At 72.5% G+C, this 25,963-nt stretch carries 23 protein-coding genes and 3 tRNA genes; 19 read left to right on the forward strand and 7 right to left on the reverse strand.

The features are described from left to right. Positions 1-51: 51 nt before the first annotated feature. Entirely contained in the window at positions 52-1,644 is a 1,593-nt protein-coding gene (locus B4U46_RS18170; RefSeq protein WP_079428749.1) for a PP2C family protein-serine/threonine phosphatase, read from the reverse strand. Positions 1,645-2,062: 418 nt separating this feature from the next. Here B4U46_RS18170 and B4U46_RS18175 point away from each other — a divergent pair, with 418 nt between their 5' ends. Further along, positions 2,063-2,791: a bifunctional DNA primase/polymerase gene (locus B4U46_RS18175; protein WP_079428751.1), complete on the forward strand. Its 729-nt coding sequence runs from the start codon at positions 2,063-2,065 to the stop codon at positions 2,789-2,791. A gap of 215 nt (positions 2,792-3,006) precedes the next feature. Then, on the forward strand, positions 3,007-3,567 hold the full coding sequence (locus B4U46_RS18180) for a hypothetical protein (RefSeq protein ID WP_167747594.1): 561 nt from the start codon (positions 3,007-3,009) through the stop codon (positions 3,565-3,567). A gap of 221 nt (positions 3,568-3,788) precedes the next feature. On the opposite strand, the gene B4U46_RS18185 is transcribed toward B4U46_RS18180, so the two are convergent. From B4U46_RS18185 to B4U46_RS18195, 3 genes are all read right to left on the reverse strand, one after another. After that, positions 3,789-4,763, reverse strand: coding sequence for a DUF5926 family protein (locus tag B4U46_RS18185; RefSeq protein ID WP_079428756.1), 975 nt, complete (start codon positions 4,761-4,763; stop codon positions 3,789-3,791). 203 nt (positions 4,764-4,966) lie between these two features. Next, positions 4,967-5,569, reverse strand: a complete 603-nt coding sequence (locus B4U46_RS18190; RefSeq protein WP_079428758.1) for an ATP-binding protein — start codon at positions 5,567-5,569, stop codon at positions 4,967-4,969. An 84-nt stretch (positions 5,570-5,653) separates the two neighbouring features. Continuing rightward, a complete protein-coding gene (locus B4U46_RS18195; protein WP_079428760.1) occupies positions 5,654-6,454 on the reverse strand; it encodes a glycerophosphodiester phosphodiesterase in 801 nt (266 codons plus the stop codon). Between the two features lie 268 nt (positions 6,455-6,722). Between B4U46_RS18195 and B4U46_RS18200 the strand changes: the two genes are divergently transcribed. The 14 genes from B4U46_RS18200 (at position 6,723) to B4U46_RS18265 (ending at position 20,380) form a co-directional block, all read left to right on the forward strand. Further along, positions 6,723-8,213, forward strand: coding sequence for a S1C family serine protease (locus B4U46_RS18200; protein WP_079428762.1), 1,491 nt, complete (start codon positions 6,723-6,725; stop codon positions 8,211-8,213). 138 nt (positions 8,214-8,351) lie between these two features. After that, positions 8,352-9,257, forward strand: coding sequence for a LysR family transcriptional regulator (locus B4U46_RS18205; RefSeq protein WP_079428764.1), 906 nt, complete (start codon positions 8,352-8,354; stop codon positions 9,255-9,257). 101 nt (positions 9,258-9,358) lie between these two features. After that, a complete protein-coding gene (locus tag B4U46_RS18210; protein WP_079428766.1) occupies positions 9,359-9,907 on the forward strand; it encodes a cysteine dioxygenase family protein in 549 nt (182 codons plus the stop codon). Then, a complete protein-coding gene (locus B4U46_RS18215; RefSeq protein WP_079428768.1) occupies positions 9,907-10,953 on the forward strand; it encodes a YeiH family protein in 1,047 nt (348 codons plus the stop codon). The genes B4U46_RS18210 and B4U46_RS18215 overlap by 1 nt, the downstream gene beginning before the upstream one ends. A gap of 203 nt (positions 10,954-11,156) precedes the next feature. Further along, on the forward strand, positions 11,157-12,095 hold the full coding sequence (locus B4U46_RS18220; protein WP_079428770.1) for a trypsin-like serine peptidase: 939 nt from the start codon (positions 11,157-11,159) through the stop codon (positions 12,093-12,095). 76 nt (positions 12,096-12,171) lie between these two features. Further along, a tRNA-Ser gene (locus B4U46_RS18225) sits at positions 12,172-12,256 on the forward strand. A 215-nt stretch (positions 12,257-12,471) separates the two neighbouring features. After that, positions 12,472-12,798: a DUF6344 domain-containing protein gene (locus B4U46_RS18230; RefSeq protein WP_079428772.1), complete on the forward strand. Its 327-nt coding sequence runs from the start codon at positions 12,472-12,474 to the stop codon at positions 12,796-12,798. Between the two features lie 272 nt (positions 12,799-13,070). Continuing rightward, positions 13,071-14,225 (forward strand): acyl-CoA dehydrogenase family protein, encoded by a 1,155-nt coding sequence (locus tag B4U46_RS18235; RefSeq protein ID WP_079428774.1) that lies wholly within the window; start codon positions 13,071-13,073, stop codon positions 14,223-14,225. A 59-nt stretch (positions 14,226-14,284) separates the two neighbouring features. Further along, positions 14,285-15,232, forward strand: a complete 948-nt coding sequence (locus tag B4U46_RS18240; RefSeq protein ID WP_079431837.1) for a bifunctional MaoC family dehydratase N-terminal/OB-fold nucleic acid binding domain-containing protein — start codon at positions 14,285-14,287, stop codon at positions 15,230-15,232. Between the two features lies 1 nt (position 15,233). Continuing rightward, positions 15,234-16,295, forward strand: coding sequence for an acyl-CoA dehydrogenase family protein (locus B4U46_RS18245; protein WP_079428776.1), 1,062 nt, complete (start codon positions 15,234-15,236; stop codon positions 16,293-16,295). After that, positions 16,292-16,681 (forward strand): MaoC family dehydratase, encoded by a 390-nt coding sequence (locus B4U46_RS18250; protein WP_079428778.1) that lies wholly within the window; start codon positions 16,292-16,294, stop codon positions 16,679-16,681. The genes B4U46_RS18245 and B4U46_RS18250 overlap by 4 nt, the downstream gene beginning before the upstream one ends. After that, the gene (locus B4U46_RS18255) at positions 16,678-17,844 is read left to right on the forward strand and encodes a lipid-transfer protein (RefSeq protein WP_079428780.1); all 1,167 of its coding nucleotides are present in this window, start codon (positions 16,678-16,680) and stop codon (positions 17,842-17,844) included. The genes B4U46_RS18250 and B4U46_RS18255 overlap by 4 nt, the downstream gene beginning before the upstream one ends. A gap of 133 nt (positions 17,845-17,977) precedes the next feature. Continuing rightward, positions 17,978-18,511 carry a SigE family RNA polymerase sigma factor gene (locus tag B4U46_RS18260; protein WP_079428782.1) on the forward strand — a complete coding sequence of 178 codons (534 nt, stop codon included), beginning with the start codon at positions 17,978-17,980 and terminating at the stop codon, positions 18,509-18,511. 219 nt (positions 18,512-18,730) lie between these two features. Beyond that, positions 18,731-20,380, forward strand: coding sequence for a long-chain fatty acid--CoA ligase (locus tag B4U46_RS18265; RefSeq protein WP_079428784.1), 1,650 nt, complete (start codon positions 18,731-18,733; stop codon positions 20,378-20,380). A 16-nt stretch (positions 20,381-20,396) separates the two neighbouring features. Here the strand turns inward: B4U46_RS18265 and B4U46_RS18270 are convergent, their stop codons facing one another. The 3 genes from B4U46_RS18270 to B4U46_RS18280 form a co-directional block, all read right to left on the reverse strand. Further along, complete coding sequence (locus tag B4U46_RS18270) at positions 20,397-20,972, reverse strand: antibiotic biosynthesis monooxygenase (RefSeq protein WP_079428786.1); 576 nt, start codon at positions 20,970-20,972, stop codon at positions 20,397-20,399. Between the two features lie 13 nt (positions 20,973-20,985). After that, positions 20,986-24,222 carry a PAS domain-containing protein gene (locus B4U46_RS18275; RefSeq protein WP_079428788.1) on the reverse strand — a complete coding sequence of 1,079 codons (3,237 nt, stop codon included), beginning with the start codon at positions 24,220-24,222 and terminating at the stop codon, positions 20,986-20,988. Between the two features lie 119 nt (positions 24,223-24,341). Next, positions 24,342-24,761 carry an SSI family serine proteinase inhibitor gene (locus B4U46_RS18280; protein ID WP_079428790.1) on the reverse strand — a complete coding sequence of 140 codons (420 nt, stop codon included), beginning with the start codon at positions 24,759-24,761 and terminating at the stop codon, positions 24,342-24,344. 182 nt (positions 24,762-24,943) lie between these two features. Between B4U46_RS18280 and B4U46_RS18285 the strand changes: the two genes are divergently transcribed. The 3 genes from B4U46_RS18285 to B4U46_RS18295 all read left to right on the forward strand — a co-directional run bounded on the left by B4U46_RS18285 (position 24,944) and on the right by B4U46_RS18295 (position 25,962). Next, positions 24,944-25,034: transfer RNA gene (locus B4U46_RS18285), tRNA-Ser, on the forward strand. A gap of 286 nt (positions 25,035-25,320) precedes the next feature. Then, a tRNA-Arg gene (locus B4U46_RS18290) sits at positions 25,321-25,393 on the forward strand. A 203-nt stretch (positions 25,394-25,596) separates the two neighbouring features. Continuing rightward, positions 25,597-25,962 (forward strand): PH domain-containing protein, encoded by a 366-nt coding sequence (locus tag B4U46_RS18295; protein ID WP_079428792.1) that lies wholly within the window; start codon positions 25,597-25,599, stop codon positions 25,960-25,962. Position 25,963: the final 1 nt, after the last annotated feature.

A 25,963-nucleotide genomic window follows, 5' to 3' on the forward strand; every position in this document is an offset into this window, starting at 1 on the left:
AACGGGCGCCCGTCGTGTCTGGTCCGGTGTCCCGTCCGGTGCCCCGTCCGGTCAGTCGAACCGGGCCGCGAGCAGGACGACGTCCTCGGTGTCCTGGTACGGATCGGACGCGGCCGGGCGCGGCTCCTCGTCGGGGAGCACGGTCCGCAGGATGTGGTCGCAGATGGCCGCCGGGTCCTCCCGGGCGCTGCGCGGGACCCCCGCGGCCGCCGCGTGGAGGCGGGCGTAGGCCCGGTCCATGGGGTCGCCGGTACGCCGCAGCAGCCCGTCCGTGTACAGCAGCACCGTTTCTCCGGCGGCGGGCTCGATCTCCACGCTCGGTGCTTCCCAGCAGGCCAGCATCCCCAGCGGGGCCGAGAGCGAGGTCTCGACGTACTCGGTGCGGCGCTCGCCGATGAGCAGGGGCGGCGTGTGCCCCGCCCCTGCCAGGATGATCTTTCGGGCGGCGGGCTCGCAGTAAGCGAAGAGGGCGGTGGCCGAACGCGCGGGCTCGGTCAGGCGCAGCAGCAGCTCCAGGTCGGACAGGACCGCGACGGGGTCCTCCCCCTCCATGACGGCGTACGCGCGCAGCGAGGCCCGCAGCCGTCCCATCGCGGCGACGGCGCTGGGCCCGGAGCCCGTGACCGAACCGACGGCGAGCCCTATGGCGCCCTCGGGAAGCGGCAGAGCGTCGTACCAGTCGCCGCCGCCGAGGGGGCCGCTGCGGTGCCGGGCGGCGAGCTGGACCCCGGGGATCCGCGGCAGCCGGCTGGGCAGCAGTTCCTCGGAGACGGTGGCCAGCCGGGTGCGGGAGCGGTCCACCTCCAGCATCCGGGCCAGGTGTTCGGCCGCGTGCCGGACGTAGAGACCGACGAGGTCGCGCTGGCGGTCGCTCGGCTCGGCCTGTTCGTCGTAGAGCCAGACCGCCGCGCCGAGCCGGCCGGTGGCGTCGGCGGTCAGCGGCAGCGCGTAGCTGGCGGCGTAGCCGAGGCGGGAGGCGACCTCGCGGTGACGGGGGTCGACGGGGGGTTCGTAGCCCCCGGCGCCGGGCGTGGCAGTCGTGCCGGGCTCGGGGAGGACCTCGGAGCCGCCGTGGGCGTCGGGGAGTCCGTCGAGGATGCGCCCGTACGAGGTGGCGCTGCGCGGCACCGTCTCGATGTGGCCGAGGTCGGCGCGGCCGAGGCCCAGGCCGATGGTGGAGGTGGGGCCGAGCCCGTCGGAGGGTTCCAGGACGACCAGGCCGCGGCGGGCCCCGACGAGGGCGGCCCCGGCACGCAGGAATTCCCGGAGGGAGGAGTCGAGGTCACTGGCCCGGGCGAGGCGCTCGGTCAGCTCGTGGAGGGTGGTGAGGTCGGAGACCATGCCCGCCAGCCGGTCCTGGATGACGCTGCTCGCGGCAGGCGGGGCGGCCTGGGCGGAGGCGGGCCGGGCGGAGGTGGCCGCTGGGGCGGAGAGGGAGCCGGACGCGGGTGCGGGCGTCGCAGTGTGCGCCGACGCTGTAACTGCTGGATCGATTCCAGCCACTTTCGGCAGATGCGGGGCGCTCATGGCGTCCGCCTTTCCACCTGGTGCGATTCGCCATATAGCATCGCAAACCCCCAGATCGTGCTGCGCCGCCATCAATGGATCCACATCTACACGCACCCGAGGATCGATGTCCAGCATTGTCCCGGTGGGAATACTGGTGTCCGTGGGACGGCAACTCACTGTCCAGCCGGGGCTAAAACTTGGCTGGAAAAAGCGGGAAGCGGACGGTTTTTGCGATCGACTGGACAGGCGCTCCAGGGGGTCCGGGTACGTAGTCGGTAGTGCCCGGGGCCAGTTGGCGCCCCCGGTACCGCCGGGAACCGCCCGGCCCGAGCCGTCGTCCTTAGCGGCGGCAGCCGGTCTCGACACCGGTGCGGGCCGCTCGGACCGCACGCTCCGGGCCCCTGCCGGACGTTTGACGGACCCGTAAGAAACTGCACGAAGCGTGTGAACCTGCTTCTGGCGGACTAGTGACGCGAAACGTGTACGTGTGGTGAAACACCGCTCACGTGGTGTGATGTGGCCCTCGACGTTCAACGGAAAGGAACGAGCGCTCATGCGCGAGATCCTCGGAAGGCGTCTCCAGCGGCTCCGCGATCGCTTGAAGTTCCCGCGCGCCGCCTCTCGCCCCGCCGCGGAGGCGGGGGCCGGGGCGGCTCCCTCCCTCATCGAAGCCGCGCTGACCTGCGCCGCCGTCCGGCAGTGGCCCGTGCTGCCGGGCGTGGGCCGGGCCGGCGCCGACAGCCGGCGCTGTGCGTGCCCCGATCCCGACTGCGTGGTGCCGGGCGCGCATCCCTTCGATCCCGGCCTGCTCGCCGCCACCACCGACGCGCGGATGGTGGCCTGGTGGTGGGGCAGGCGGCCGGCGGCCCCGGTGCTGCTGGCCACCGGCGGCGCCGCGCCCTGCGCGGTGAGCCTGCCGGCGAAGGCGGCCGCGCGTGCCGTCGTACGGCTGGACGCTCAGGGGATGCGGCTCGGGCCGATCGTCGCCACGCCCACCCGGTGGTCCCTGCTCGTCGCGCCCTACTCGCTGGAACGGCTCGGCGAACTCCTGTACGCCAAGGACCACGTGCCCTCCTCGCTGCGCTTCCACGGAGAGGGCGGCTACCTGCTGCTGCCGCCCTCGCCCGCGTCCGGCGGGGGTCAGGTCCGCTGGGAGCGGGAGCCCGAGCCGCGGCGGGCCGGTTCGGGCGAGCTGTGGCTGCCGGAGGTGGAGGCGGTCGTGGACGCGCTCGTCGAGGCGAGCAGCAGTGCTCCCGGCGGCGGCAGCCGACTGGCGTACTGACTGGTCCCGCCGACCGGTCCCGCTGACTGGCCCCGCTGACCGGTCCCGCTGACCGGTCCCGCTGACTGGCCCCGCTGACCGGTTCCCGAGCCGGCCCGGGTGCGGAGCTTCCTGCGGCCGGCTGATCACTCGTACGGGTGTCAGCACACCGAGTTTCCAAGGGAATTGGGCGCGGGGATCTCCGCGCCCCTTTCCCGCGTCGCTATCTTCGGCGAATGAATCTCCGCCTGATCGGTATCGGCGCCGGTGTGCTGATCATCTTGTCGCTTCCCCTGGCCGGAGCGATCGCCGGGCCGGATTTCGCCGGTCAGGGCGACGGAAAAGGCGGGGGATTGCTCTCCTCGTTCGGCCTTTCCCGCTCCTCCCGTACGGCGGACCGTGCGCGGTCGGCCGCCCGCCCCGCACGGCCGGGTCCGCCCGAGCAGCCGCGCACGGACTCCCGCTGCGGTCCCGAACTCTCCGCGCCGCAGGGCCTGGAGGCGCAGACGTGCGTGCTGGCGAGCGAGGGACGGACCTGGGGCCGGAGTTACTACCGCAACACCAGCGGCCGGGCGCTGGACGCCGTGCTGACCGTGATGGGCCCGGCGGGACGGACGGTGCAGATCCGCTGCGCCGTGGCGGCGGGGGACGAACCGGGGCTGTGCGAGACGCCCCGGGGGGAGTCCGCGGGGGCGCCGGACGCCTACTCGGCTGTAGCGGAGTTTGCAGTTCCGGATGATGAAGGGCGGCTGCTGCTGCGGTCCGGGAGCAACTCGGCGGCCCCGACGGGCGGTTGAGCGCCGCCGAAAGACAGAGGCCCGGTCGCTGGCGACGGGGGATGCACCAGCGACCGGGCTACAAGAACGGTAACAAGAGATCGCCTGTTCGCAAATTCGATCTCTGATATTCAGACATCGATTTGCAGGCGATTAGCGGGAGTTGTGACACCGGTCACCGGTCACCGGACCCGCGCGCGGCCGTGCGCCGCACGCGGGCCGCGCCCCGTGCCGGGCGGGCGTCAGCTCAGCGTCACCTGGCGGTTGGTGAGCCCGCCGCGCGCCCGGCGCTCCTCCGCGGTCAGCGGGGCGTCGGTGGCGAGGGCCGTGGCCAGGCGCTCCGCGAACTCGGCGGCGGGCTTCTCCACGTCATCGGCGGTGACCCCGGTGGGCAGGTCCCAGACGGGAACCATCAGGCCGTGGGCGCGGAAGGAGCCGACGAGCTTGGTGCCCTCGCCGAGGGAGGAGGTGCCCGCCGCGTGCAGCCGCGCCAGGGCGTCGAGCAGCTTCTCCTCCGGGTGCGGCATGACCCAGCGCAGGTGGTTCTTGTCCGGGGTCTCGCACCAGTAGGCCGCGTCCACGCCCGTGAGCTTGACGGTCGGGATGGCGGCCGCGTTGGCGCGCTCCAGGGAGGCGGCGATCTCCGGGGAGGCGTTCTGGGCGCTTTCCGCGTCCGGAATCCAGAATTCGAAGCCGCTGTGCACAACCGGCTCGAAAACGCCGTCCAGGGCGAGGAGATCCTGAAGTCGCGGACCCTCGGCCGGCACGCGCCGGGCCGGAACCGGGTTGCCCGGCTCGGTGGCGATCGCGCGCTCCAGGGTGTCGGCCATGTCGCGGGCCAGGTCCCCGGAGGTCGACTCGTTCTGCAGGCCGAGCAGGACCGAGCCGTCCTCGCGCCGCAGGGCCGGCCAGGCCATGGGCAGCACGGTTACCAGCGTGACGGACGGGACGCCTTCGGGCAGACCGTCCTTGAGCGTCAGCGGGACGGTGGCCGCGGGGACGAGCTCGCGCAGCGCCACCCAGTCGCACTCGCCCGGCAGCCCCTCGAAGGGACGCCGCACGTGCTCGGTGACGGCGTGCGCGGCGGCCGCGCCGTGACAGGCCTTGTAACGGCGCCCGGAACCGCAGGGGCAGGGCTCGCGCGCGCCCACCACCGGGATCTCCCCGTTGTCGAGCTGCGGCTTCGCGGTCTTCGCGGCGGGGCGCTTCTTGGCCATCGTGGGTGTCTCCCGGTTGCGGCGGTACGGCGGTGTCTCTGGGCGCGAGCCTAGCCGTTCGTACCGCCGGAACCGGTGGGGTGCGGCCGGGAGCACGGTCGGCGTGCGCTCCCGGAAGACCGCGTGTGCGGACGGCCGGTGCCGCTGGTCGGTGCCGCCACTCGGTGCCGCCGGTCGGCGTTGCGGGCGCCGACGCCGGACCGTCAGGCGTCGAGATCGTCGAAAGCGGAGGCGAAGTCGATCGCCGGGGGAGCGACGCGCGTAGCGAAATCGTCGTGCCGGGGTCCCCTGGCGACGACCACCCACACCGTGACCTCGCCCGCTGCCCCGTCCCGCACACCCCAGTCCTGGGCCAGCGCACTGATGATGTTCAGCCCGCGGCCCCCGTGCGCGGTGACCGAGGGCGTGGCCGGGATGGGGCGGGTCGGGCCGCCGCCGTCCGTGACCTCGACCGTCAGGCGCCCCGCCTTGTCGACGCGCCACGCGGCGCGGATCTCGCCGTCACCGACGTCCCGGGCACCCAGCGGTCGGCCGTGCCGGCAGGCATTGCTGAGGAGTTCGGAAAGGATCAGTACGGCATCGTCCACGACCGATTCGGACACTCCGCTGATGCGCAGCTGCTCGCGCATCCGGTGCCTCGCCTCGCCCACGCCCGCAGGACCATGGCGAATGTCCATGCACGACGACGTGGGCACTTCCTGTGCCATCACCAACGCCACCCCCGGAACCTCCTTAGCCCCACGCCATGGTCTGGATGCCCCACTGGCCTGGACCGGAAACCGCCGCTGCGCACCCCTCTGACGCATTCATGACCACGAATGCGGAACGGATGCGCCGGGGCACGCCCTGTCACGGCCGGGGCCCCTGTGGCTGGTGCGCAAAAGGGGACGTCAGCGCCCGAGTTGTGACAGAACCTGACGCGGCCTGTTCGTGATGATCGCTTCTACACCCAGATCAGCGCATAGCTGAACATCATCCGGTTCGTTCACGGTCCATACGTGCACGGAGTGGCCCGCGGCCTGGAGCTTGCGGATGAAGCCGGGGTGGTTGCGCACGATCCGCATGGCGGGCCCCGCGATCCGCACGCCCGCGGGCAGGCGGCCGTCGCGCATCCGGGGTGAGACGAACTGCATGAGGTAGACGGTCGGGACCGTCGGGGCGGCCGCGCGCACCCGGTGCAGGGAGCGCGCCGAGAAGCTCATGACCCGGACGGGGTGGGGGCCGTCGGCGGGCGGGGCGTCCAGCCCGAAGCGCTTGAGGAGGAAGAGCAGGCGCTCCTCCACCTGTCCGGCCCAGCGGGTGGGATGTTTCGTCTCGATCGCCAGCTGTACGGGCCGGCCGGCGTCGGCCACCAGCTCCAGCAGCCGCTCCAGGGTGAGCACGGAGGTCCGCTCCGGGTCCGCGTCCCAGTCGGGGGACTCCTCGCGGTCCTTCCAGGAGCCGAAGTCGAGGGCGGCCAGTTCCGCCAGCTCCAGGGCCGAGACGGCGCCCCGGCCGTTGGAGGTGCGGTTGACGCGGCGGTCGTGGACCAGCACCAGATGGCCGTCGGCGGTCAGCCGGATATCGCATTCGAGGGCGTCGGCGCCGTCCTCGATGGCCTTCCGGTAGGCGGCCAGGGTGTGCTCGGGGGCATCCTCCGAGGCGCCGCGGTGGGCGACGACCTGGATGGGGTGCGGCGTTGCGTGGGTCACCTGGTCATGGTGCCACCGAGGAGTACCCGCATGGCGGGGTGACTCCTGGAGGTCCGTCCCATATGTCGGATATAAAGGTAGGCGGCAGACGCACAGGTCCGGCTTACAGTGCTCTGACGGGTCATGGGAAAGGCTTCACCCTGGAACTTCTACGGTGCGTCGAACGTTCAGTCGGACCGATGCCCGGACGGTACCGGGGCGGTATCGCCTGATATTTCCAGCAGCCGTATTGGCCGTGTAAGCCGTGTGTGACGAGGGAGAGAGCGCTGTGAGCACCGAGAACGAGGGCACCGCGGCCCCGACACCCCCCGCGGCCCCGTCCGCACCTCCCGTGCCGGTGGCCGCCTCCACACCCGAACCGGCCGCGCCGGCGGCACCCCAGGACGCCCCGGCTCCGGGCACCGAACACACCCAGCAGCTCCCTCCCGCCCCGGCGGCGCCCCCGGCCTACGGCCACGAGCAGGCCCCGGCCGCCCCGCCGGCGCCCCCCGCCCACCCGGCGGCGGCCCCCGCCACGGCCCCGTACGGCGCGGAGGCCTGGCCCCCGCCGCCGCCGGCCGTTCCCTCGTACGGCGGTGGCGGCCAGGGCGGCGGCGCCTGGGGCGTGCCGCTCACCGCCGACGGCGCTCCGCAGCCCAAGCCGAAGGGCCGGGGCGGTCTGATCGCGGCGGTCCTCGTGGCGGCCCTGCTCGCGGGCGGCTTGGGCGGCGGCATCGGCTACTGGGCGGCCCAGCGCGACCACAGCGGATCCGGTTCGACCACCATCAGCGCGCCCAACATCCCGAAGGACCTCAAGCGGGACGCGGGCTCCGTCGCGGGCCTCGCCGCCGCCGCGCTGCCCAGCGTCGTCACCATCGAGGCCTCGGCCGGGGACGGCGAGGGCGGCACCGGCACCGGGTTCATCTACGACGAGCAGGGCCACATCCTCACCAACAACCACGTGGTGGCCTCCGCCGCCAACGGCGGCAAGCTCTCCGCCACCTTCTCCGACGGGAAGAAGTACGAGGCCGAGGTCGTGGGCCGGGCACAGGGCTACGACGTGGCCGTCATCAAGCTGAAGAACCCGCCGGCCAACCTCAAGCCGCTGCCGCTCGGCGACTCGGACAAGGTCGCGGTCGGCGACCCGACCATCGCGATCGGTGCCCCCTTCGGCCTGTCCAACACGGTCACCACCGGCATCATCAGCGCGAAGAACCGCCCGGTGGCCTCCGGCGACGGCTCCGGCGGCAAGAACTCCTACATGAGCGCGCTGCAGACGGACGCCTCCATCAACCCCGGCAACTCCGGCGGCCCGCTGATCGACGGCCGCGGCGCGGTCATCGGCATCAACTCCGCGATCCAGTCCGCCGGCAACGGCGGCTTCGGCGGCGGCCAGGCCGGCTCGATCGGCCTCGGCTTCGCCATCCCGATCAACCAGGCCAAGAACGTGGCCAAGTCGCTGATCGAAACGGGCAAGCCGGTCTATCCGGTGATCTCCGTCTCCGTGGACCTCCAGGCCAAGACCGACGGCGCCAAGATCTCCGAGCAGGGCGCCCCGGCCAACGAGCTGGTAGACCCGAACGGTCCGGCCGGCAAGGCGGGCCTCAAGCCCGGCGACATCATCACGGAGTTCGGCGGGAAGCAGGTCGACAGCGGCCCGACCCTGATCAGCCTGATCTGGACGTACAAGCCGGGCGACACCGTGAAGCTGACCTACCTGCGCGGCGGCAAGCCGACCACGGTCGACATCACGCTCGGCTCGCGCGTCGGCGACAAGTAGCCGCGGAGCGCGAGCCGGCGACAGGTAGCCGCGCACCGCGAGCCGGCGCGTGAACGCCGCTCGACGGTGGCTTGACGGGAGGGGCTGTGGCCGGGAATCCGCCTACGGCCCCTCCCAATATCTGCTTATGCTTCGCTGGTGTTCGATTCACGGCACATACGGACATTCCATGAAGTGGTCGCCGCGGGGTCGTACTCGGCCGCCGCTCGGGTCCTGGGCTACACCCAGCCCGCGATCACCCAGCAGATGAAGGCGCTCGAACGAGCCGTCGGGACACCCCTGTTCACCCGGGTGGGCCGGAGGATGAAGCTCACCGAGGCCGGGGAGTCGCTGGCCCGGCACGCCGAGTCCATCCTCGGCAGCCTCTCGGCCGCCGAGGCCCAGCTGAAGGCGTACACGAGGCTGCGCACCGGGCGCGTACGGGTCTGCGGGTTCCCCAGCGCCAACGTCACCCTGGTCCCCGAGGCCCTCAGCGGCCTCGCCAAGGACCATCCCGGAGTCCAGGTCGAGCTTCTGGAAGGGGAGCCCCCGGAATCCCTGCGCAGGCTCCAGCGCGGCGAGTGCGACATCACCCTGGCCTTCACCTATCCCGGGCTGCACGAGGAGATCCCCGAGGAGGTCGCCGAGGTCAGGCTGCTGGAGGACCAGCTGACGGTGCTGCTGCCGACCGGGCACCCGCTCGCCCGGCGCCGGGCGGTGCACCTGGCCGACCTCGCCGAGGAGCAGTGGATCGCCGGCTGCCCGCGCTGCCGGGCGAACCTGCTGCACGAGTGCGCCGAGCTGGGCTTCGTGCCCGACATCAGGTTCGCCACGGACGACAACCTCGTGGTCCAGAGCCTGGTCGCGCAGGGGCTGGGCGTGGCGATGATGCCGGCGCTGGTCCTGCCCTCGCTGTCACTGAGCCGGGTCTGCGGCCGGGTGCTGGAGCCCGCTGCCCGCCGCCACATCGCCGCGTACGTCTACCGCGACCACCTGCGGATCCCGGCGACCGCCGTGGTCCTCGACGAGCTCAAGCGGGTCGCCTCGAACCGCGTCGGCTGCTGACCCCAGCGAGGTGTCCGCAGCCCCGATCCATAAGCAGAGATTGGGATTTCAGGTCATAACTGTCGTTGGACGTGATGAATCGGCCGTCGGACGCTGCTTGTATGACCACCACCACGCCGGCCCGTACGACCACGAGGATGGCCGCCCTCGTCAGTGAGATCCGCACGGTCGTCGACCGGGGGCTGGCCCCGGACCTGACCGCCTACCTCGTCGGCGAGCGCCTCGCCCCGCATCTCGGCGCGTCCGATCTCCTGACCGCGGAACAGCAGGAGGGCGACCCGCAGCACTACCGCCAGCACATCCTGCACGCCGAGGCGGACGGCAGCTTCTCGGTGGTCGCACTGGTCTGGATGCCGGGGCAGGAGACCTGTATCCACGACCACGTGTCGTGGTGCGTGGCCGGGGTGCACCAGGGCGAGGAGAGCGAGCGCCGCTACCGGCTCGCGCCCGGCGCGGACGCGGCCCGTCTGGTGGCCACCGAGGACGTGGTCAACGCCCAGGGCGAGGTCTGCGGCTTCGCCCCGCCCGGGGACATCCACCGGGTGCGCAACTCCTGTACCGGCAAGGCGATATCGATCCACGTCTACGGGGCCGACGTCTCCCGCCTGGGCAGCAGCATCCGCCGCGTCTACACGCTCCCCGTCGACTGATGGCCCTCCTCCACCGCCCCCACAGCGAGGCGGTCCCCGTTGTTTCACGTGAAACACCAACCCCCTGGCCGGGCTTGGGCCTGGCCGCCGCCGGCGCGCTGGTGGCCTGGTGCGTGCACCGGCTGGTCCCCGGCATACCGATGCTGACCGCCTCGGTGGTGCTGGGCATCGCGGTGGCCCACGTCCCCGGCGTACGGACCGTCGTACGCGGACCGGCCCGCCCGGGTCTGTCCCTGGCCGGGCGGCGGCTGATGCGGATCGGCATCGTCCTGCTGGGCCTGGGGCTCGGCCTGGACCAGGTGCTCCGGCTGGGCTGGGCGACGGTGGCCATGGTGACCGCGGTGGTCGCGGCCACCTTCTTCGGCACCATCTGGCTGGGCCGCCGTCTCGGGCTCCCGGGGGACCAGCCCCTGCTGATCGCCACGGGGTACTCCATCTGCGGGGCCTCGGCCATCGGCGCCGTGAGCGAGGTGTCCGGAAGCGACGAGGAGGACGTGGCCTCCTCGGTGGCACTGGTCACTCTCTGCGGAACCCTCGCCATCGCCGTACTCCCCTTGCTCCAGGGTCCCTTGGGGCTCTCCGACCTGTCCTTCGGCCGTTGGGTGGGCGCCAGCGTCCACGACGTCGGCCAGGTGGTGGCGACGGCTCAGACCGCCGGTCCCGGCGCGCTCGGCGAGGCCGTTCTGGTCAAGCTGATGCGGGTGGCCCTGCTGGCCCCGCTGGTGGCGGCCGTGGCCTTCTCCATGCGGGCGCGGCGTCGCGGCGTGCGCACCTCCTCCGGGAAGCGTCCGGCGCCGGTGCCCCTGTTCGTCCTCGGGTTCCTGGCGGCGGCCGGGCTGCGTGCGACGGGCCTGCTGCCCCACACGGCCCTGGACTGGGCGCACACGGCCCAGGAGGCCCTCCTGGCCGCGGCCCTGTTCGGTCTGGGCAGCGCCGTCCACCTGCCGACCCTGGCCCGCACCGGCGGGCGTGCCGCTCTGCTGGGCCTCGGGGCCTGGGTGGTCGTGGCGGGCGTCTCCTACGCCGGGGTGCTGGTGACCACATGACGCCCCGACCCGGGGGGAGTTGGCCATTTCCTGGCCGGAACCGACCGAACGTCCGGACCGCCCCCTGACTTCTCGGGTTCCCCGTGCGAACCTGCCCGCGCAGACCGAACGGCCGAACACTCGAACAGCCGATCCGCACCGACAGCTCTTCACCCCACCCTGCCCGGATCCGTCCGGTCCGGGCACGGCAGAAGGAGTCCTGCGTGAATCGTCATCGCACGGCGCTGTCCGTCCTCCTCGCCGCCGGCGCCCTGCTCACCGGCGCCCTGACGGCGGCCTCCCCCTCGGCGGCCGCGGAGTCGCCCTCCTCGTTCCGGCCCCGGCAGAGCCCCGGCTTCTGGACGGCCGAGCGGATGCGCCAGGCCACCCCGCTCGACGTGACGGCCATCCCGGGCGGGACGCGCACGCTCCCCGCGCCGGCGGCCCCGCCGACCCGGGTGGCCCCGACCTCCCCCACGGCGTTCCCGCAGGCCGGCGGGGCCTGGACGGGCGGCGGGGCGGTCGTGAAGACCTCGGGCCGGGTGTTCTTCACCTTCCAGGGCCGCACGGCCTCCTGCTCGGGCGACTCCATCACCAGCCAGAACGGCAGCACGGTCATCACGGCCGGGCACTGCGTGAAGTACCAGGGAGCCTGGCACACCAACTGGATCTTCGTCCCGGGCTACGACAACGGCAACGCCCCGTACGGCCAGTGGGCGGCCACCAAGACCCTGGCCACCGACCAGTGGGCGGCGAGCGAGGACATGAACATGGACGTCGGCCTCGCCGTCGTCGCCCCGCAGAACGGACGTACGCTCAGCCAGGTCGTCGGGGCGCAGGGCATCCAGTTCAACGGCGGCTACAACAAGAAGATGTACTCCTTCGGCTTCCCGGCGGCCGCGCCGTACGACGGCACCAAGCTCGTCTACTGCAGCGCCAACACGGGCAAGGACTTCCTGCTCACCAAGGACCACAGCATGTCCTGCAACATGACCGGCGGCTCCAGCGGAGGTCCCTGGTTCCAGGACTTCAACGAGTCGACGGGCCTGGGCACGCAGGTGTCGGTGAACAGCTTCGGCTACAACTTCCTGCCGAACACGATGTTCGGCCCGTACTTCGGCCCGGAGGCCAAGGCGGCCTACGACAAGGCGCAGACCTCCTGACACCCGGACACCCAGACCCCGCCACGGACGACTCCCACCCCACCCGCCCCCACATCCCGGTACTCTGTACCGGCCAGGTGGGTTGCCCGAGCGGCCTAAGGGAACGGTCTTGAAAACCGTCGTGGCGCGAGTCACCGTGGGTTCAAATCCCACACCCACCGCACCAGGTCGGCGCAGGCGCCGACGGGAAGGGGCGCCCCTCGTCGAGGGGCGCCCCTTCTGCGTCTCCTCCGGGCTCCCGTGCGGGGTCTTGGTTCTTCCGGGTGGTGTTCGTCGGAAGATCGGCGTGCGGGGTGGGTGGCGTGCGGTTGCGGTCGCATCATGACGAATGTATGCAGATCCGCCCATCGGGACATCGGGAATCGAGGCGTTCGTCATGACCCACCGCAGCAGCACCACGTCGATCTGGACCTCCTTCCTGTCCGTGCTCAGGGCGCTCCTGGGTGCTCTCGGCCTGGTGGGCAAGGCGGCCCCGGCGGGTGCCGAGCCGGCCGCGGTGGCCACTCCTTCGGCTCCCGTCGCGCGGCAGACCGTTCCGGTTGCGCGGCGGACGTGGCGGGCGATGATGCGCGGCGGCTCGCGCCCTCCGACGATCAAGCAGCGGATCCGGGCCGAGGCCCACGGCAAGAGCCCGTCGGTGCGCCGCTCCGCGACCGCCGCCGCCCTCGCCCCTGACCGGGATGCGGTCGCGCTCGCCGCGTAGCGGGGGCTTGCTCCGGCGGATTCCGGGGGCGCGCGGGGGGCGTGAAGCTTGGTACGGCAGGGCCGCAGGGCCGGGAGACGGTGGGGTTCCCGGACGGTGCGGCCCTTTTCGGCATGTCCGGGTCGAGTCAGTTTGACGGAACGATTCTCCTGCCCCTTCCGCGCGGCGGGCGACGTCCGGCCATCGCCGGGCCTCCCGACCTTGACATCCCCGGTGAATCTGACGGACAGTCAGTTTCACTCGGTCCGATGTGAAGCCAGGAGGCCAGCGCCGTGCACCTCGCTCCGTCCGAAGGGCAGTCACGGCTACGCGCCGAACTGCGCGAGTACTTCAGGGACCTGCTGCCCGACGGGGTCCCCGACGACCCGGCGGCGCAGCGCATTCTGCTGCGCCGCATCGGCGCCGACGGGCTGCTCGGGGTGGGCTGGCCCGTCGAGTACGGAGGCCAGGGTCGCGGCCCGGAAGAGCAGTTCGTGCTCTTCGACGAGGCCTACCGGGCCGGGGCCCCCGTCTCCATGGTCACCCTCAACACCGTCGGCCCCACCCTGATGAAATACGGCACCCCGGAGCAGAAGGACTACTTCCTGCCCCGCATCCTGCGGGGTGAGACCGTCTTCGCCATCGGCTACTCGGAGCCCGAGGCCGGCACCGATCTCGCCGCGCTGCGCACCCGTGCCGTCCGCGACGAGAACGGCGACTGGGTGATCGACGGACAGAAGATCTTCACCTCCAACGCCCAGAAGGCCGACTGGATCTGGCTCGCCTGCCGCACCGACCCGCAGGCCCCCAAGCACAAGGGCATCTCCATCATCCTGGTGCCCACCGACAGCCCCGGCTTCTCCTGGACCCCGATCGACACCGTCGGAGGCCTCACCACCACGGCGACGTACTACGACGGCATCCGGGTCCCCGCCGGCCACCTCGTCGGCCCCGAGAACGGCGGCTGGGGCCTGATCACCAACCAGCTCAACCACGAACGCGTCGCCCTCGCCGCCATCGGCATGCAGGCCGAGGACTTCTACGAGGCCGCCCGCGCCCACGCCCGCACCCCCGACCCAGCCACCGGCGAACGCCCCGCCGACCGGCCCTGGGTCCGGGCGAGGCTCGCCGAGGCCCACGCCCGGCTGGCCGCCGTGCGGCTCCTCAACTGGCGGCTCGTCCAGGACGTGGGCGCGGGGACCCTGGCCCCCGGCGACGCCAGCGGAGTGAAGTTCCTCGGCACCGAGTCCGCCGTCGAGGTGTACCGGATCTGCCAGGAGGTGGTCGGGGAGGAGGCCCTCGTCAGGGGGCCGGAGGCCTTCCTCGGCGGCGAACTGGAACGGATGAACCGCGCGGCCCAGATCAACACCTTCGGCGGCGGGGTCAGCGAGGTCCAGCGCGAGATCGTCGCCTTGATGCGGCTCGGCATGAAGGGGAGGAAGCGATGACCGCCGACCGGACGACCACCGGGAAGACGACCGCCGCCGACCGGACGACCGCCGCCGGGATGACGGCCGGCGCCGGGGCGACCGCCGCCGCCGCGGAAGCGGAGCTGCTCCGGCGGCTCAAGGCCTTCGAGGGCAGGGCCGCCGCCACTGCGGGCCGCGCCAAGGACCCGGTCAACGAGCCCATGATCCGCCACTGGTGCGAGGCCATGGGCGACACCAACCCCGCGTACACCGGGCCCGAGGCCATCGCCCCGCCGACCATGCTCCAGGCCTGGACGATGGGCGGCCTCTCCGGCCACACCGGCCGCGCCACCGCCCACGACGAACTCTTCGCCCTCCTCGACGCCGCGGGCTGCACCTCGGTGGTCGCCACCGACTGCGAACAGGAGTACCTGCGCCCGCTCCGCCCCGGCGACACCATCACCTTCGACGCCGTGATCGAGTCCGTTTCCCCGCGCAAGACGACCAAGCTGGGCACCGGCCACTTCGTCACGACCCGGATGGACGTCCACGCGGGCGGCGAGCTCGCCGGGACGCACCGTTTCCGCATCCTCAAGTACGCCCCGGCCGCCAAGCGGCCCCCCGTGAAGCCCGAGGCGGAGGCGAAGCCACAGCGGCCCCGCCCCGTGGTCAACCGCGACAACCAGGGCTTCTGGGACGGGGTCCTGGAACACAAGCTGCTGATCCAGCGCTGCACCGCCTGCGCGACCCTGCGCTTCCCCTGGCTGCCCGGCTGCAACGCCTGCTCCTCCCCCGACTGGGACACCGTCGAGGCGAGCGGCGCCGGCACCGTCTTCTCGTACGTCGTCATGCACCACCCGCCCTTCCCGGCCTTCGACCCTCCCTACGCGGTCGCCCTGGTCGAGCTGGCCGAAGGGGTACGCGTGATCAGCAACATCACCGGAGTCCCCTACGACAAGGTCCGCATCGGCCTCCCCGTCCACCTGGAGTTCCTCCGCGTCGACGACACCCTCGAACTCCCCGTCTTCCGAGCGGAGGCGGGCTGACATGGACTTCCACCCCACCGAGGAACAGGCCGCCGCGGCGGCCCTGGCCGCCCGGATCTTCGGCGACCTCGCCACCCACGAACGCCTCGCCGCGGCCGGCACCGGCAGCGACGCCGAACTGTGGAAGGCCCTGACCACCGCCGGCCTGACCGCCGCCGTGGAGGAGGTCGGCCTCCTCGGCCTGGTCCTCCTCCTGGAGGAGCAGGGCCGCACCACCGCCCAGGTGCCCTACGCCGCCACCTGCGCCTACGGCATCCTGCCCGTGGCCGCGCACGGCAGCCCCGGGCAGCGCGCCCGCCTGCTGCCGGCCCTCGGCTCGGGCGAAGCCGTCGCCACCGGTGCCTTCCCCGCCCGCCGGTCGGTCACCGCCACACCGGACGGCCGCCTCACCGGCACCGTCCCCGCCGTCCCGTGGCTGCGCGACGCCACCCACGTGCTCGTTCCGGACCGCGACCGGGCGCTGTGGCTCGTCCCTACGGACGGGCCCGGCGTCCAGACCCGGCCGGTGGAGACGACCGCCCCCTGGTCCGCGGGCCGCCTCACCCTGACCGGTGCCCCGGCCGAACGGCTCGGCGGCCCGGACGCCCACGACGCGGTGCTGGCCGCCGCCCGCACCGCCTTCGCCGGGCTCCAAGCCGGCGTCTGCGCGGGCTCGCTCGCCCGCGCCGTCGAGTACACCTGCGCCCGCGAGCAGTTCGGACGCCCGCTGTCCACGAACCAGGGCGTCATGCTCCGCGCGGCCGACGCGTACATGGACACCGAAGCCATCCGGGTGACCGCCTACGAGGCGGCCTGGCGGATCGACGAGGGACTCCCGGCGCACGAACACGCCCTCACGGCGGCCTGGTGGGCCTCGGAGGCGGGCAAACGCGTCGTCCACGCCGGCCAGCACCTGCACGGCGGCATGGGCGCCGACCTGGACCACCCCGTCCACCGGCACTTCCTGTGGGGGCGGCAACTGGACGCCTATCTGGGCTGCGGCAGCGAGCTGCTGTCCGAACTGGGCGCGCTCATATCCGAGGGGGAGACATCGGACGGGGAGAAAGAGGGGGAGGACGCATGAACGTCGGCGACGCACTGCCGCCGCTGGAGATCCCGGTCACCCGCACCCTGATCGTCGCGGGCGCCATCGCCTCCCGCGACTACCAGGACGTGCACCACGACGCGGAACTCGCCCGCGAGAAGGGCTCTCCGGACATCTTCATGAACATCCTGACCACCAACGGCCTAGTCGGCCGCTACATCACCGACCACCTCGGACCGCAGGCCGTCCTGCGCAAGGTGGCCATCCGCCTCGGCGCCCCCAACTACCCGGGCGACACCATGACCCTCACGGGCACCGTCACCGCCCTCGACGGGAACACCGCCGAGATCCGGGTCGTCGGCGCCAACCGCCTCGGCCACCACGTCACCGGCACCGTGACCGTCACCCTGGGGGCCGGGGCATGAGCGTCCGCCTCCGCGACGACCTGGGCGGTCGCGCCGCCATCGCCGGCATCGGCGCGACCGAGTTCTCCAAGGACTCCGGCCGCAGCGAGCTCAAACTCGCCGTCGAGGCGGTGCACGCCGCCCTCGACGACGCCGGGCTGACCCCCGACGACGTCGACGGCATGGTCACCTTCACGATGGACACCAGCCCCGAGATCACCGTCGCCCAGGCCGCCGGCATCGGGGAGCTCTCCTTCTTCTCCCGCATCCACTACGGAGGCGGCGCGGCCTGCGCCACCGTCCAGCAGGCCGCCCTCGCCGTCGCCACCGGCGTCGCCGAGGTGGTCGTCTGCTACCGCGCCTTCAACGAGCGCTCCGGCCGCCGCTTCGGCTCCGGCGTCCAGCAGCGCGAACCCTCGGCCGAAGGCGCCGCCCTCGGCTGGTCCCTGCCCTGGGGGCTGCTGACCCCCGCTTCCTGGGTGGCCATGGCCGCGCAGCGCTACCTCCACACCTACAACCTGACCCCCGAGGCCTTCGGGCACGTCGCGGTCACGGGCCGCAGGTACGCCGCGAACAACCCCGCCGCCTACTTCCACGGCAAGCCCATCACCCTCGCCGACCACGCCGCCTCCCGCTGGATCGTGGAACCGCTGCGGCTGCTGGACTGCTGCCAGGAGACCGACGGCGGCCAGGCCCTCGTCGTCACCACCGCCGAGCGGGCCCGCGACCTGCGCCACAAGCCCGCCGTGATCACCGCTGCCGCCCAGGGCGCCGGCCGCCGCCAGGAAGGGATGACCTCCTTCTACCGCGACGGCCTCACCGGGCTCCCGGAGATGGACGTGGTGGCCCGGCAGCTGTGGCGCACCAGCGGGCTGCGGCCCTCGGACATCGACGTGGGCATCCTCTACGACCACTTCACCCCCTTCGTCCTGATGCAGCTGGAGTCGTTCGGCTTCTGCGGACCCGGCGAGGCCGCCGACTTCACGGCTGCCGCCGCCCTCCCCCTCAACACCCACGGAGGCCAGCTCGGGGAGGCCTACCTGCACGGTATGAACGGCATCGCCGAAGCCGTCCGCCAGGTGCGCGGCACCTCCGTCAACCAGGTCCCGGGGGCCGAGCACGTCCTCGTCACGGCCGGTACCGGCGTGCCGACCTCCGGGCTGGTCCTGGGCGCCGGCGCCTGACCCCGGTCCTGGTCGCGCGCCCCTCCTCCACCTACAGGAGGTGGGGCGCGGCCGGACCGTACAACCTGAGGGGGACCCGGCTTCGGCACCTGCGGGCGATCCCAGGCGCGGACTCCGCTCCTAGCGTGGAGCCATGACCACGCCTGTGTGCACGCTCGCCTCGAACCCGACGCCGTACCCGTCGTTCTCGGCGTACGTCCGGACCCGTGGCACGGCCCTGATGCGCACCGCGCGCTCCCTGACGGCCAACCCGTGCGACGCCGAGGACCTGCTCCAGACCGCCCTCGCCAAGACCTACGTCGCCTGGGACCGCATCGAGGACCACCGGGCCCTGGACGGCTACGTCCGCCGGGCCCTGGTCAACACCCGCACCTCGCAGTGGCGCAAGCGCAAGGTCGACGAGTTCGTCTGCGAGGAGGTCCCCGAGACCGAGGAGCAGTCCTGCGCCGACCCCGCCGAGTCACAGGTGCTGCGCGACGCGATGTGGCGGGCGGTGACCCGGCTGCCCGACCGCCAGCGGGCCATGGTCGTCCTGCGCTACTACGAGGACCTGAGCGAGGCGCAGACGGCCGAACTGCTCGGGGTCTCGGTGGGCACGGTCAAGAGCGCCGTCTCGCGGGCCCTGGTCAAGCTCCGCGAGGACCCGGAGCTCACCCCGGTGCGCTGAGAAGGCCGTGGAGGACCCGTTGAGGGGCTGTCGGGGGGGGCTGTGTTTCACGTGGAACACAGCCCTGTTTCACGTGAAACATCGGCCAGAGAAGCGCCCCGAACAGTGATCGACCAGCCTGTTTGTACCTCCGGGTAGTGACATGCCGACCGGTACGTGCGCAGAATCGGCAGCATCCGACAGCCGCCGCAGCGCCGCAGCGCTCACCGGGAGGACGCTTTGCTGAGCACCATGCAGGATGTACCGCTGCTGATCTCGCGGATCCTGGCCCACGGGTCGACGATTCACGGAGACTCCCAGGTCACGACCTGGACCGGCGAGGCCGAGCCGCACCGGCGTAGCTTCGCCGAGATCGGCGTCCGCGCCGCGCAGCTCGCGCACGGCCTGCGCGACGGCCTCGGAGTGCAGCAGGACGAACGGGTCGCGACGCTCATGTGGAACAACTCCGAGCACGTCGAGGCGTACTTCGCGATCCCGTCCATGGGCGCGGTCCTGCACACGCTCAACCTGAGGCTGCCCCCCGAGCAGCTGGTCTTCATCGTCAACCACGCGGCGGACCGGGTCGTGCTGGTCAACGGGACCCTGCTGCCGCTGCTGGCGCCGCTGCTGCCGCACCTGCCGACGGTCGAGCACGTCGTGGTCGTGGGCATCGGCGACCGCTCGGCCCTCGAAGGGCTCGACGTCCAGGTCCACGAGTACGAGGAGCTCCTGGAAGGCCGTCCCGCGCACTACGACTGGCCCGAGCTGGACGAGCGCCAGGCCGCGGCCATGTGCTACACCTCCGGCACCACCGGGGAGCCCAAGGGCGTCGTCTACTCCCACCGCTCGGTCTACCTGCACTCCATGCAGGTCAACATGACCGAGTCGATGGGCCTCACCGACCACGACACCAGCCTGATCGTCGTTCCGCAGTTCCACGTGAACGCCTGGGGCCTGCCGCACGCCACCTTCATGACCGGCATCAACATGCTGATGCCGGACCGCTTCCTGCAGCCCGCCCCGCTCGCCGAGATGATCGAGCGGGAGAAGCCCACCCACGCCGCGGCCGTCCCCACCATCTGGCAGGGGCTGCTCGCCGAGGTGACCGCGCACCCGCGCGACCTGAGTTCCATGAAGCAGGTCACCATCGGCGGCGCCGCCTGTCCGCCCTCCCTGATGGAGGCCTACGACAAGCTCGGCGTCCGCCTCTGCCACGCCTGGGGCATGACGGAGACCTCGCCGCTGGGCACCATGGCGCACCCGCCGGCCGGGCTCACGGCCGAGGAGGAGTGGCCGTACCGCGTCACCCAGGGCCGCTTCCCCGCCGGGGTCGAGGCCCGTCTCATCGGGCCCGCCGGCGACGTGCTGCCGTGGGACGGGGAGTCGGCGGGCGAGCTGGAGGTCCGCGGCAACTGGATCGCCGGCGCCTACTACGGCGGCGCGTCCGGCGAACCCCTGCGTCCCGAGGACAAGTTCAGCGCCGACGGCTGGCTGAAGACCGGGGACGTCGGCGTGATCAGTGCCGCCGGCTTCCTGACCCTCACCGACCGGGCCAAGGACGTCATCAAGTCCGGTGGCGAGTGGATCTCCAGCGTCGAGCTGGAGAACGCGCTGATGGCCCACCCGGAGGTCGCCGAGGCGGCCGTCGTCGCCGTCCCCGACGAGAAGTGGGGCGAGCGCCCGCTGGCCACCGTCGTCCTCAAGGAGGGCGCCACGGCCGACTACGAGGGACTGCGCGCGTTCCTCGCCCGGTCGATCGCCAAGTGGCAGCTGCCGGAGCGCTGGACGATCGTCGAGGCGGTGCCGAAGACCAGCGTCGGCAAGTTCGACAAGAAGGTGATCCGCAAGCAGTACGCGGACGGCGACCTCGACGTCACCACCCTCGCGTAGGGCCCGGGGCGGCGGGTCAGCCGCGCGTCAGCCACGGACGCAGCAGCCGGCTGACGGCGGGCATGGCCACGTAGGTCATCAGGGTGCTGAAGACGGCCGCGAAGGCGGCCGTCCGCAGTACGAAGTTCAGGTTCACCAGGTACGGCCCGAGCACCGCGTTGCCCAGCAGCGAGATCGGGAAGATGGCCAGGCCGGAGCTGATCGCCATCTTCCACCGTGGCGGCGCCGGCCGGGTCGTACCCGGCTTCGCGAACCAGGTCTCCATGCCCTGCAGCTCGCGCCGGGCTATCTCGGTGTGGTGGTGGCCCTCGCAGTTGGCGAACCACTCGGCCCGCTCCGGCGACTCCTGCCACCGCGCGAGCGCCTTCTGGTCGCGGAAGCGGTGGACGAGGAACCACGGCGCGCCCTCCACCGCGGGCCGGAACAGCCCGTAGCCGAGGTGGTCCGGGAACCGCGCGGCGGTCTCCAGGATGCCGCGCGCCCAGCTCTCGAACGCCTCCTCGTAGCCCTGCTCCACCTGACGCGCGATGAGCAGGCTCACCTCTCCGTTGTCGGCGGGGACGCTGTGCTCGGTCGTGTCGGTGATGGCCATCGGACCAGGATGGCTAGTTGGTGCCGATCTTGGCCAGGAGGTCCACGATGCGGCCCTGTACGTCCGGGGTGGTCGACCGTTCGGCGAGGAACAGCACGCTCTCCCCGGAGGCGAGCCGCGGCCGGTCGCCCGGCTGGATCCCGGTGGCCGTGTAGACGACCAGCGGGGTGCGGTTGAGCTGCCCGTTGGCGCGCAGCCAGTCCACGATCCCGGCCCGTCGGCGCCGGACCTGCATGAGGTCCATGACCACCAGATTGGGCCGCATCCGGGTCGCCAGGTCCACGGCGTCGGTGTCCGCGCCCGCCCGCGCGACCTGGAGGCCGCGCCGCTCCAGCGCGGCCGTCAGGGCGGTGGCGACCTCGTCGTGCTCCTCGATCAGCAGCACGCGGGAGGGGTGCTGCTCGCTGTCGCGCGGTGCCAGCGCCTTGAGCAGGACGGCCGGATCGGCACCGTACGCCGCCTCGCGCGTGGCGTGCCCCAGCCCGGCCGTGACCAGGACGGGGACCTCGGCGGCCATCGCGGCCTGGCGCAGGGACTGCAGCGCGGTCCGGGTGATCGGGCCGGTCAGCGGGTCGACGAACAGCGCGGCGGGGAAGGCCGCGATCTGCGCGTCCACCTCCTCGCGGGAGTGCACGATCACCGGGCGGTAGCCGCGGTCGCTGAGCGCCTGCTGCGTCTGGGGGTCCGGTGCGGGCCACACCAGCAGCCGGCGCGGGTTGTCCAGCGGCTCGGGCGGGAGCTCGTCGTCCACCGGAAGCGGCACGGGACGGTTGACCACCTCGACCGCGCCGCCGGGCCCGTCCAGGGGCTCGGGGCCCTCGGCGGCGCCCGCCTCGGGGGCTCCTATGGCGAAGGCCCGCCCCTGGGGCGCGGGTTCGGCGAGCCTGCGGCGCCGGCCGGAACCGGACCCGCCGGGGCCGGCCGTGCCCGGGTCCACGGCGATGCCCTGGCCCAGGGTGCCGAGTGCGCGCACGCTGATCGGCTGGCCGGCCGCCGGGGCGTCCCCGGACTGCCGGGCGCCGGGTACGGCCGCCGCCGGTGCCTCCGCGTCCTCCGGTGCGGTCCGGGCCGCCGGAACGGGCCAGGCGGGGGTCGCGGGCAGCGCACGGCGCCGTCCGGTGGGCAGTGCGGGATCCTCGCCGCCGGCGGCGGCCGGGGGCTGCGGGTCGGGCGACGCGGGCGAGCCGAGCACGCGGCGGGCACGGCGTCCGCCCGGGCCGTCGGGGTCGGTCTCGCCGGAGCCGCCCTGGGGCGCCGGAGCGGCCGGAGTCGGTCCGGCGGGCAGCGCGAAGCCGCCCTCGGGCGCGATGGGCCGGGGCGCGGCGGGGGGCGCGAGACCGGCCGCGGGTACCGGTCCGCCGGGCTGCGCGGGCGCGGCCACCGGCCCCAGCGCACGCCGCCGCCCGGCCGGATGCTCGGTCACCGGTACGGGGGGAACGGCGGGTACCGGCGGCAGCGCCGGCATGGCGGTGCCCTGCGGGGGCACCGGCCGGCCGGCACCCGGACCGGAGTCCGGCCCGTTGTCGCCGTCACGGCCCCGTCGGCGCCCGGTACCCAGCCCGGCCGGGTTCACCGGGGACTGTGCGAGCTCCGCCGGACCCGCACCGGGGGCCTGCGCGTCCTGCCCGGACGGCAGCGCCAGTGCGACTCCGGCACCGCGTGCCCCGGCCTGCCTCGCTTCGCCGGTGCCGTCGTCCAGGAAGGCGTCCACCCCGCGTCGGCCCCGCCGGCCGCCGGAGACCGTCGCCGGGGCGGCCTCGGGCTCCGGTGCGGGCTCGGGCTCGGGCAGCTCCACCGTCCCGGCCCCGGAGCCCAGCGGCAGCTCCAGCACGTACGCCCCGCCCGGAGCACCGGGCACCTCCACCGTCTGCAGGAGCCCGCCGTGCGCGGTGACGACGCCCCGCACGATCGGCTCGTGCACGGGGTGGCCGCCTCCGTAGGGGCCGCGCACCTCGATCCGTACGACCTCGCCGCGCTGCGCCGCGGCCACCACGATCGTGGAGTCGCCGTATCCGCTGCCCTGACGGGTCTTGCCGGTGGCGTCCACCCCGGCGACGTCCGCGACCAGGTGCGCCAGCGCGGTCGCGACCCGCTCCGCGTCCACTTCGGCCTCGATGGTCGGGGCGTGGACGGCGAACTGGACGCGGCCGGGGCCGATCAGCTCGACCGCGCCGTCGATGCCCGCCTTGACGACCTCGTTGATCAGGGCGTTCTGCTTCTTGAGCTTCTCGCGGCCGGAATCCAGCCGCTGGTAGCCGAGCACGTTGTCGACCAGGGTGGTCATCCGCGCGTACCCGGCGGCCAGGTGGTGCAGCAGCTGGTTGGCCTCGGGCCACAGCTGACCGCCGTCGTCGGCGGCCAGCGTGGCCAGCTCGCCGCGCAGCTCCTCCAGCGGCCCGCGCAGGGAATCGCCGAGCACGGCCGCCAGCTGGGCGTGGCGGGCGGCGAGCGCGTCGTAGGGACGCCGGTCGGTGAAGGTCATGACCGCGCCGACGAGCACGTCCCCGTCCCGCACGGGTGAAGTGGTCAGGTCGACGGCGACGGCCTGCCCGGCCTTGTTCCACAGCACCTGGCCGCGGACCCGGTGCTTGCGCCCGCTGCGCAGGGTGTCGGCGAGCGGGGACTCGTCGAAGGGGAAGGGGGAGCCGTCGGCGCGCGAGTGCTGGATCAGCCCGTGCAGCTCGCGGTTGCCGAGGTCGGTGGCGCGGTAGCCGAGGATCTGGGCGGCGGCCGGATTCACGAGGACCACGCGGCCGTCGGTGTCCGTTCCCACGACGCCTTCGGCGGCGGCGCGCAGGATCATCTCGGTCTGCCGCTGGGAGCGGGCCAGCTCGGCCTCGGTGTCCACGGCCTCGGTGAGGTCCCGCACGACCAGCATCAGCAGCTCGTCGCCGGTGTAGGGCTGCGGCTCGCGGTAGGCGTCACGGCCGTCGAGGTGGGCGCTGGTGACCTCGACGGGGAACTCGGTGCCGTCGGTGCGGCGCGCGGTCATGCGCTGCGGCTTGGAGCGGCCCGTCAGCTCGTCGCCGGGGCGGCGCATCGAACCGGGGATGAGTTTGGAGTCGAACTCCGGGAAGAGGTCGAGGACGCCGCGGCCGACCAGACCGGTGCCGGGGCTCTCCATGACCTCGAGGGCGATCGAATTCGCGTTGACGACCGTGCCGTTGGCATTGACGAGCAACAGCGCGTCCGGGAGCGCGTCGAGTATTGCTGCGAGGCGAGCAGCGCCTCGGGATGGCCTGCTGCTCACGACGAGCGTCCTCCCTGACCACGACTACCGGCATGTCACGGGAGGAGTCTAAGGGCACCGTCCCGCAGCGAGGGGGCGGATGAACGGGGGAAACCGTGCATCCGCCGCATCCTCCCAGGTCAGGCACCCGCACTCGGAAGCACAGGTTCCAGGTTGTTCCAGCGGGCGATGTCGCAGCCGTTCTCGCGTCCGAACCAGCTGTCCACCTTCTGTCCGTGCCACGTTCCCGTGATGTGCGCGGTGGCCGGTCCGCCGCTCTGGAACGTGCACATCGCGGCCCTCGGCGCGGCGGCGAACGGGTCCTCCCCCTGCCTCGCCAGCGTGTCGAGGCGGGCACAGGCCTCCTCGGCCTTGGGGTGGTCGCCGCCGACGGGCCGGCAGTCGAGGCGGTACCGGCCGTTGAGGCTGCCCGCCTTGGAGATGTCGATTGTGAGCCGGTCGGGGGAAGCCAGCAGCCGTCCCAAGGGCAGCGGCGGCAAGGGTCCGGCGGCCGCGGCGGCCAGCGCGGAGGTGACGGCGAAGGCGGCGAGACGCAGCATGGGGCACTCCAGGTCGTCCGTACGTCGTACGCCTCACCAACGACCCGACCGCCCGGACGTTGCGAAGAGGGGGCTTAAGGCTTTGCCCTGCGGCCCCGGCTCCTTGTACCGTGGGAGCGGATTGGTGACCGGCCCCGCGGCTGTGTCATCATCTGCACGCACCCTCATCGCAGGGGTGTGCTGGAGGCGTCGCCTAGTCCGGTCTATGGCGCCGCACTGCTAATGCGGTTTGGGGCTTACACCCCATCGAGGGTTCAAATCCCTCCGCCTCCGCACCTCACCGAAGCCCCGGTCCGCATGGACCGGGGCTTCGGTGCGTTCAGGGTCTGTGTTCGGGGGTCTGCGTTCGGGGCCTGAAAGGGGCCCCTGGGGTTTGGGATGACCCTGCGCGGGTACCCGGCGAGGCCTCCCGGCTGCCGCCCGCCGTACCCGGACGATCTTCTTCTGGCACGTTTCCGCAGGTCAGAGGGGTTGGGGCCAATGGATTTCGCGTCCCGGCGAGGTCCATGTATTGTTGTTCTCGCAAGGCCAACGGGGCGAAAAACCCCGGGAAGCCCAAGCACTCGTAGCTTAACGGATAGAGCATCTGACTACGGATCAGAAGGTTGCAGGTTCGAATCCTGCCGAGTGCACAGCCGGAGAGGCCCCCAGGAGAAATCCTGGGGGCCTCTTGCGTGTGTCCTGCGTATGCCCTGGCCGGCGGGAGCAGTACCTCAGGGGGAGGGGATCCCCCGGGAGGGCTCAGGGGTGAATTGGCTCCTGTGGGGGACGTGGGCGACGGATCCGGGCCGATACGGTTTCCACAGATCGTTCGAAGCTTGATCGGGGGACTCTCATGGGACTGTTCGGGAACGCGCACCGGGTGGATCCGGCGTCGGCGCAGCGGGACTACGCGCGGCTGCTGGGGAACGGGGAGCAGGTGCATGTGGCGTACCTGCTGGTGCGCGACACGATCCTGTTCACCGACCGGCGGCTGGTGTTCGTCGACAAGCAGGGGATGACGGGCAAGAAGGTGGAGTACCACTCCGTCCCCTACCGGAGCATCACTCACTTCTCCGTGGAGACCGCCGGGCACTTCGACCTCGACGCCGAGCTCAAGATATGGATATCCGGCAGCGCGGCGCCGATCGAGAAGACCTTCACCAAGGGGGTCGACATCTACGAGATGCAGGCGGTCCTGACGCAGTTCGTCGCGCGCTAGC

The sequence above is a fragment of the Streptomyces katrae genome (assembly GCF_002028425.1).
Lineage (GTDB): Bacteria > Actinomycetota > Actinomycetes > Streptomycetales > Streptomycetaceae > Streptomyces > Streptomyces katrae_A.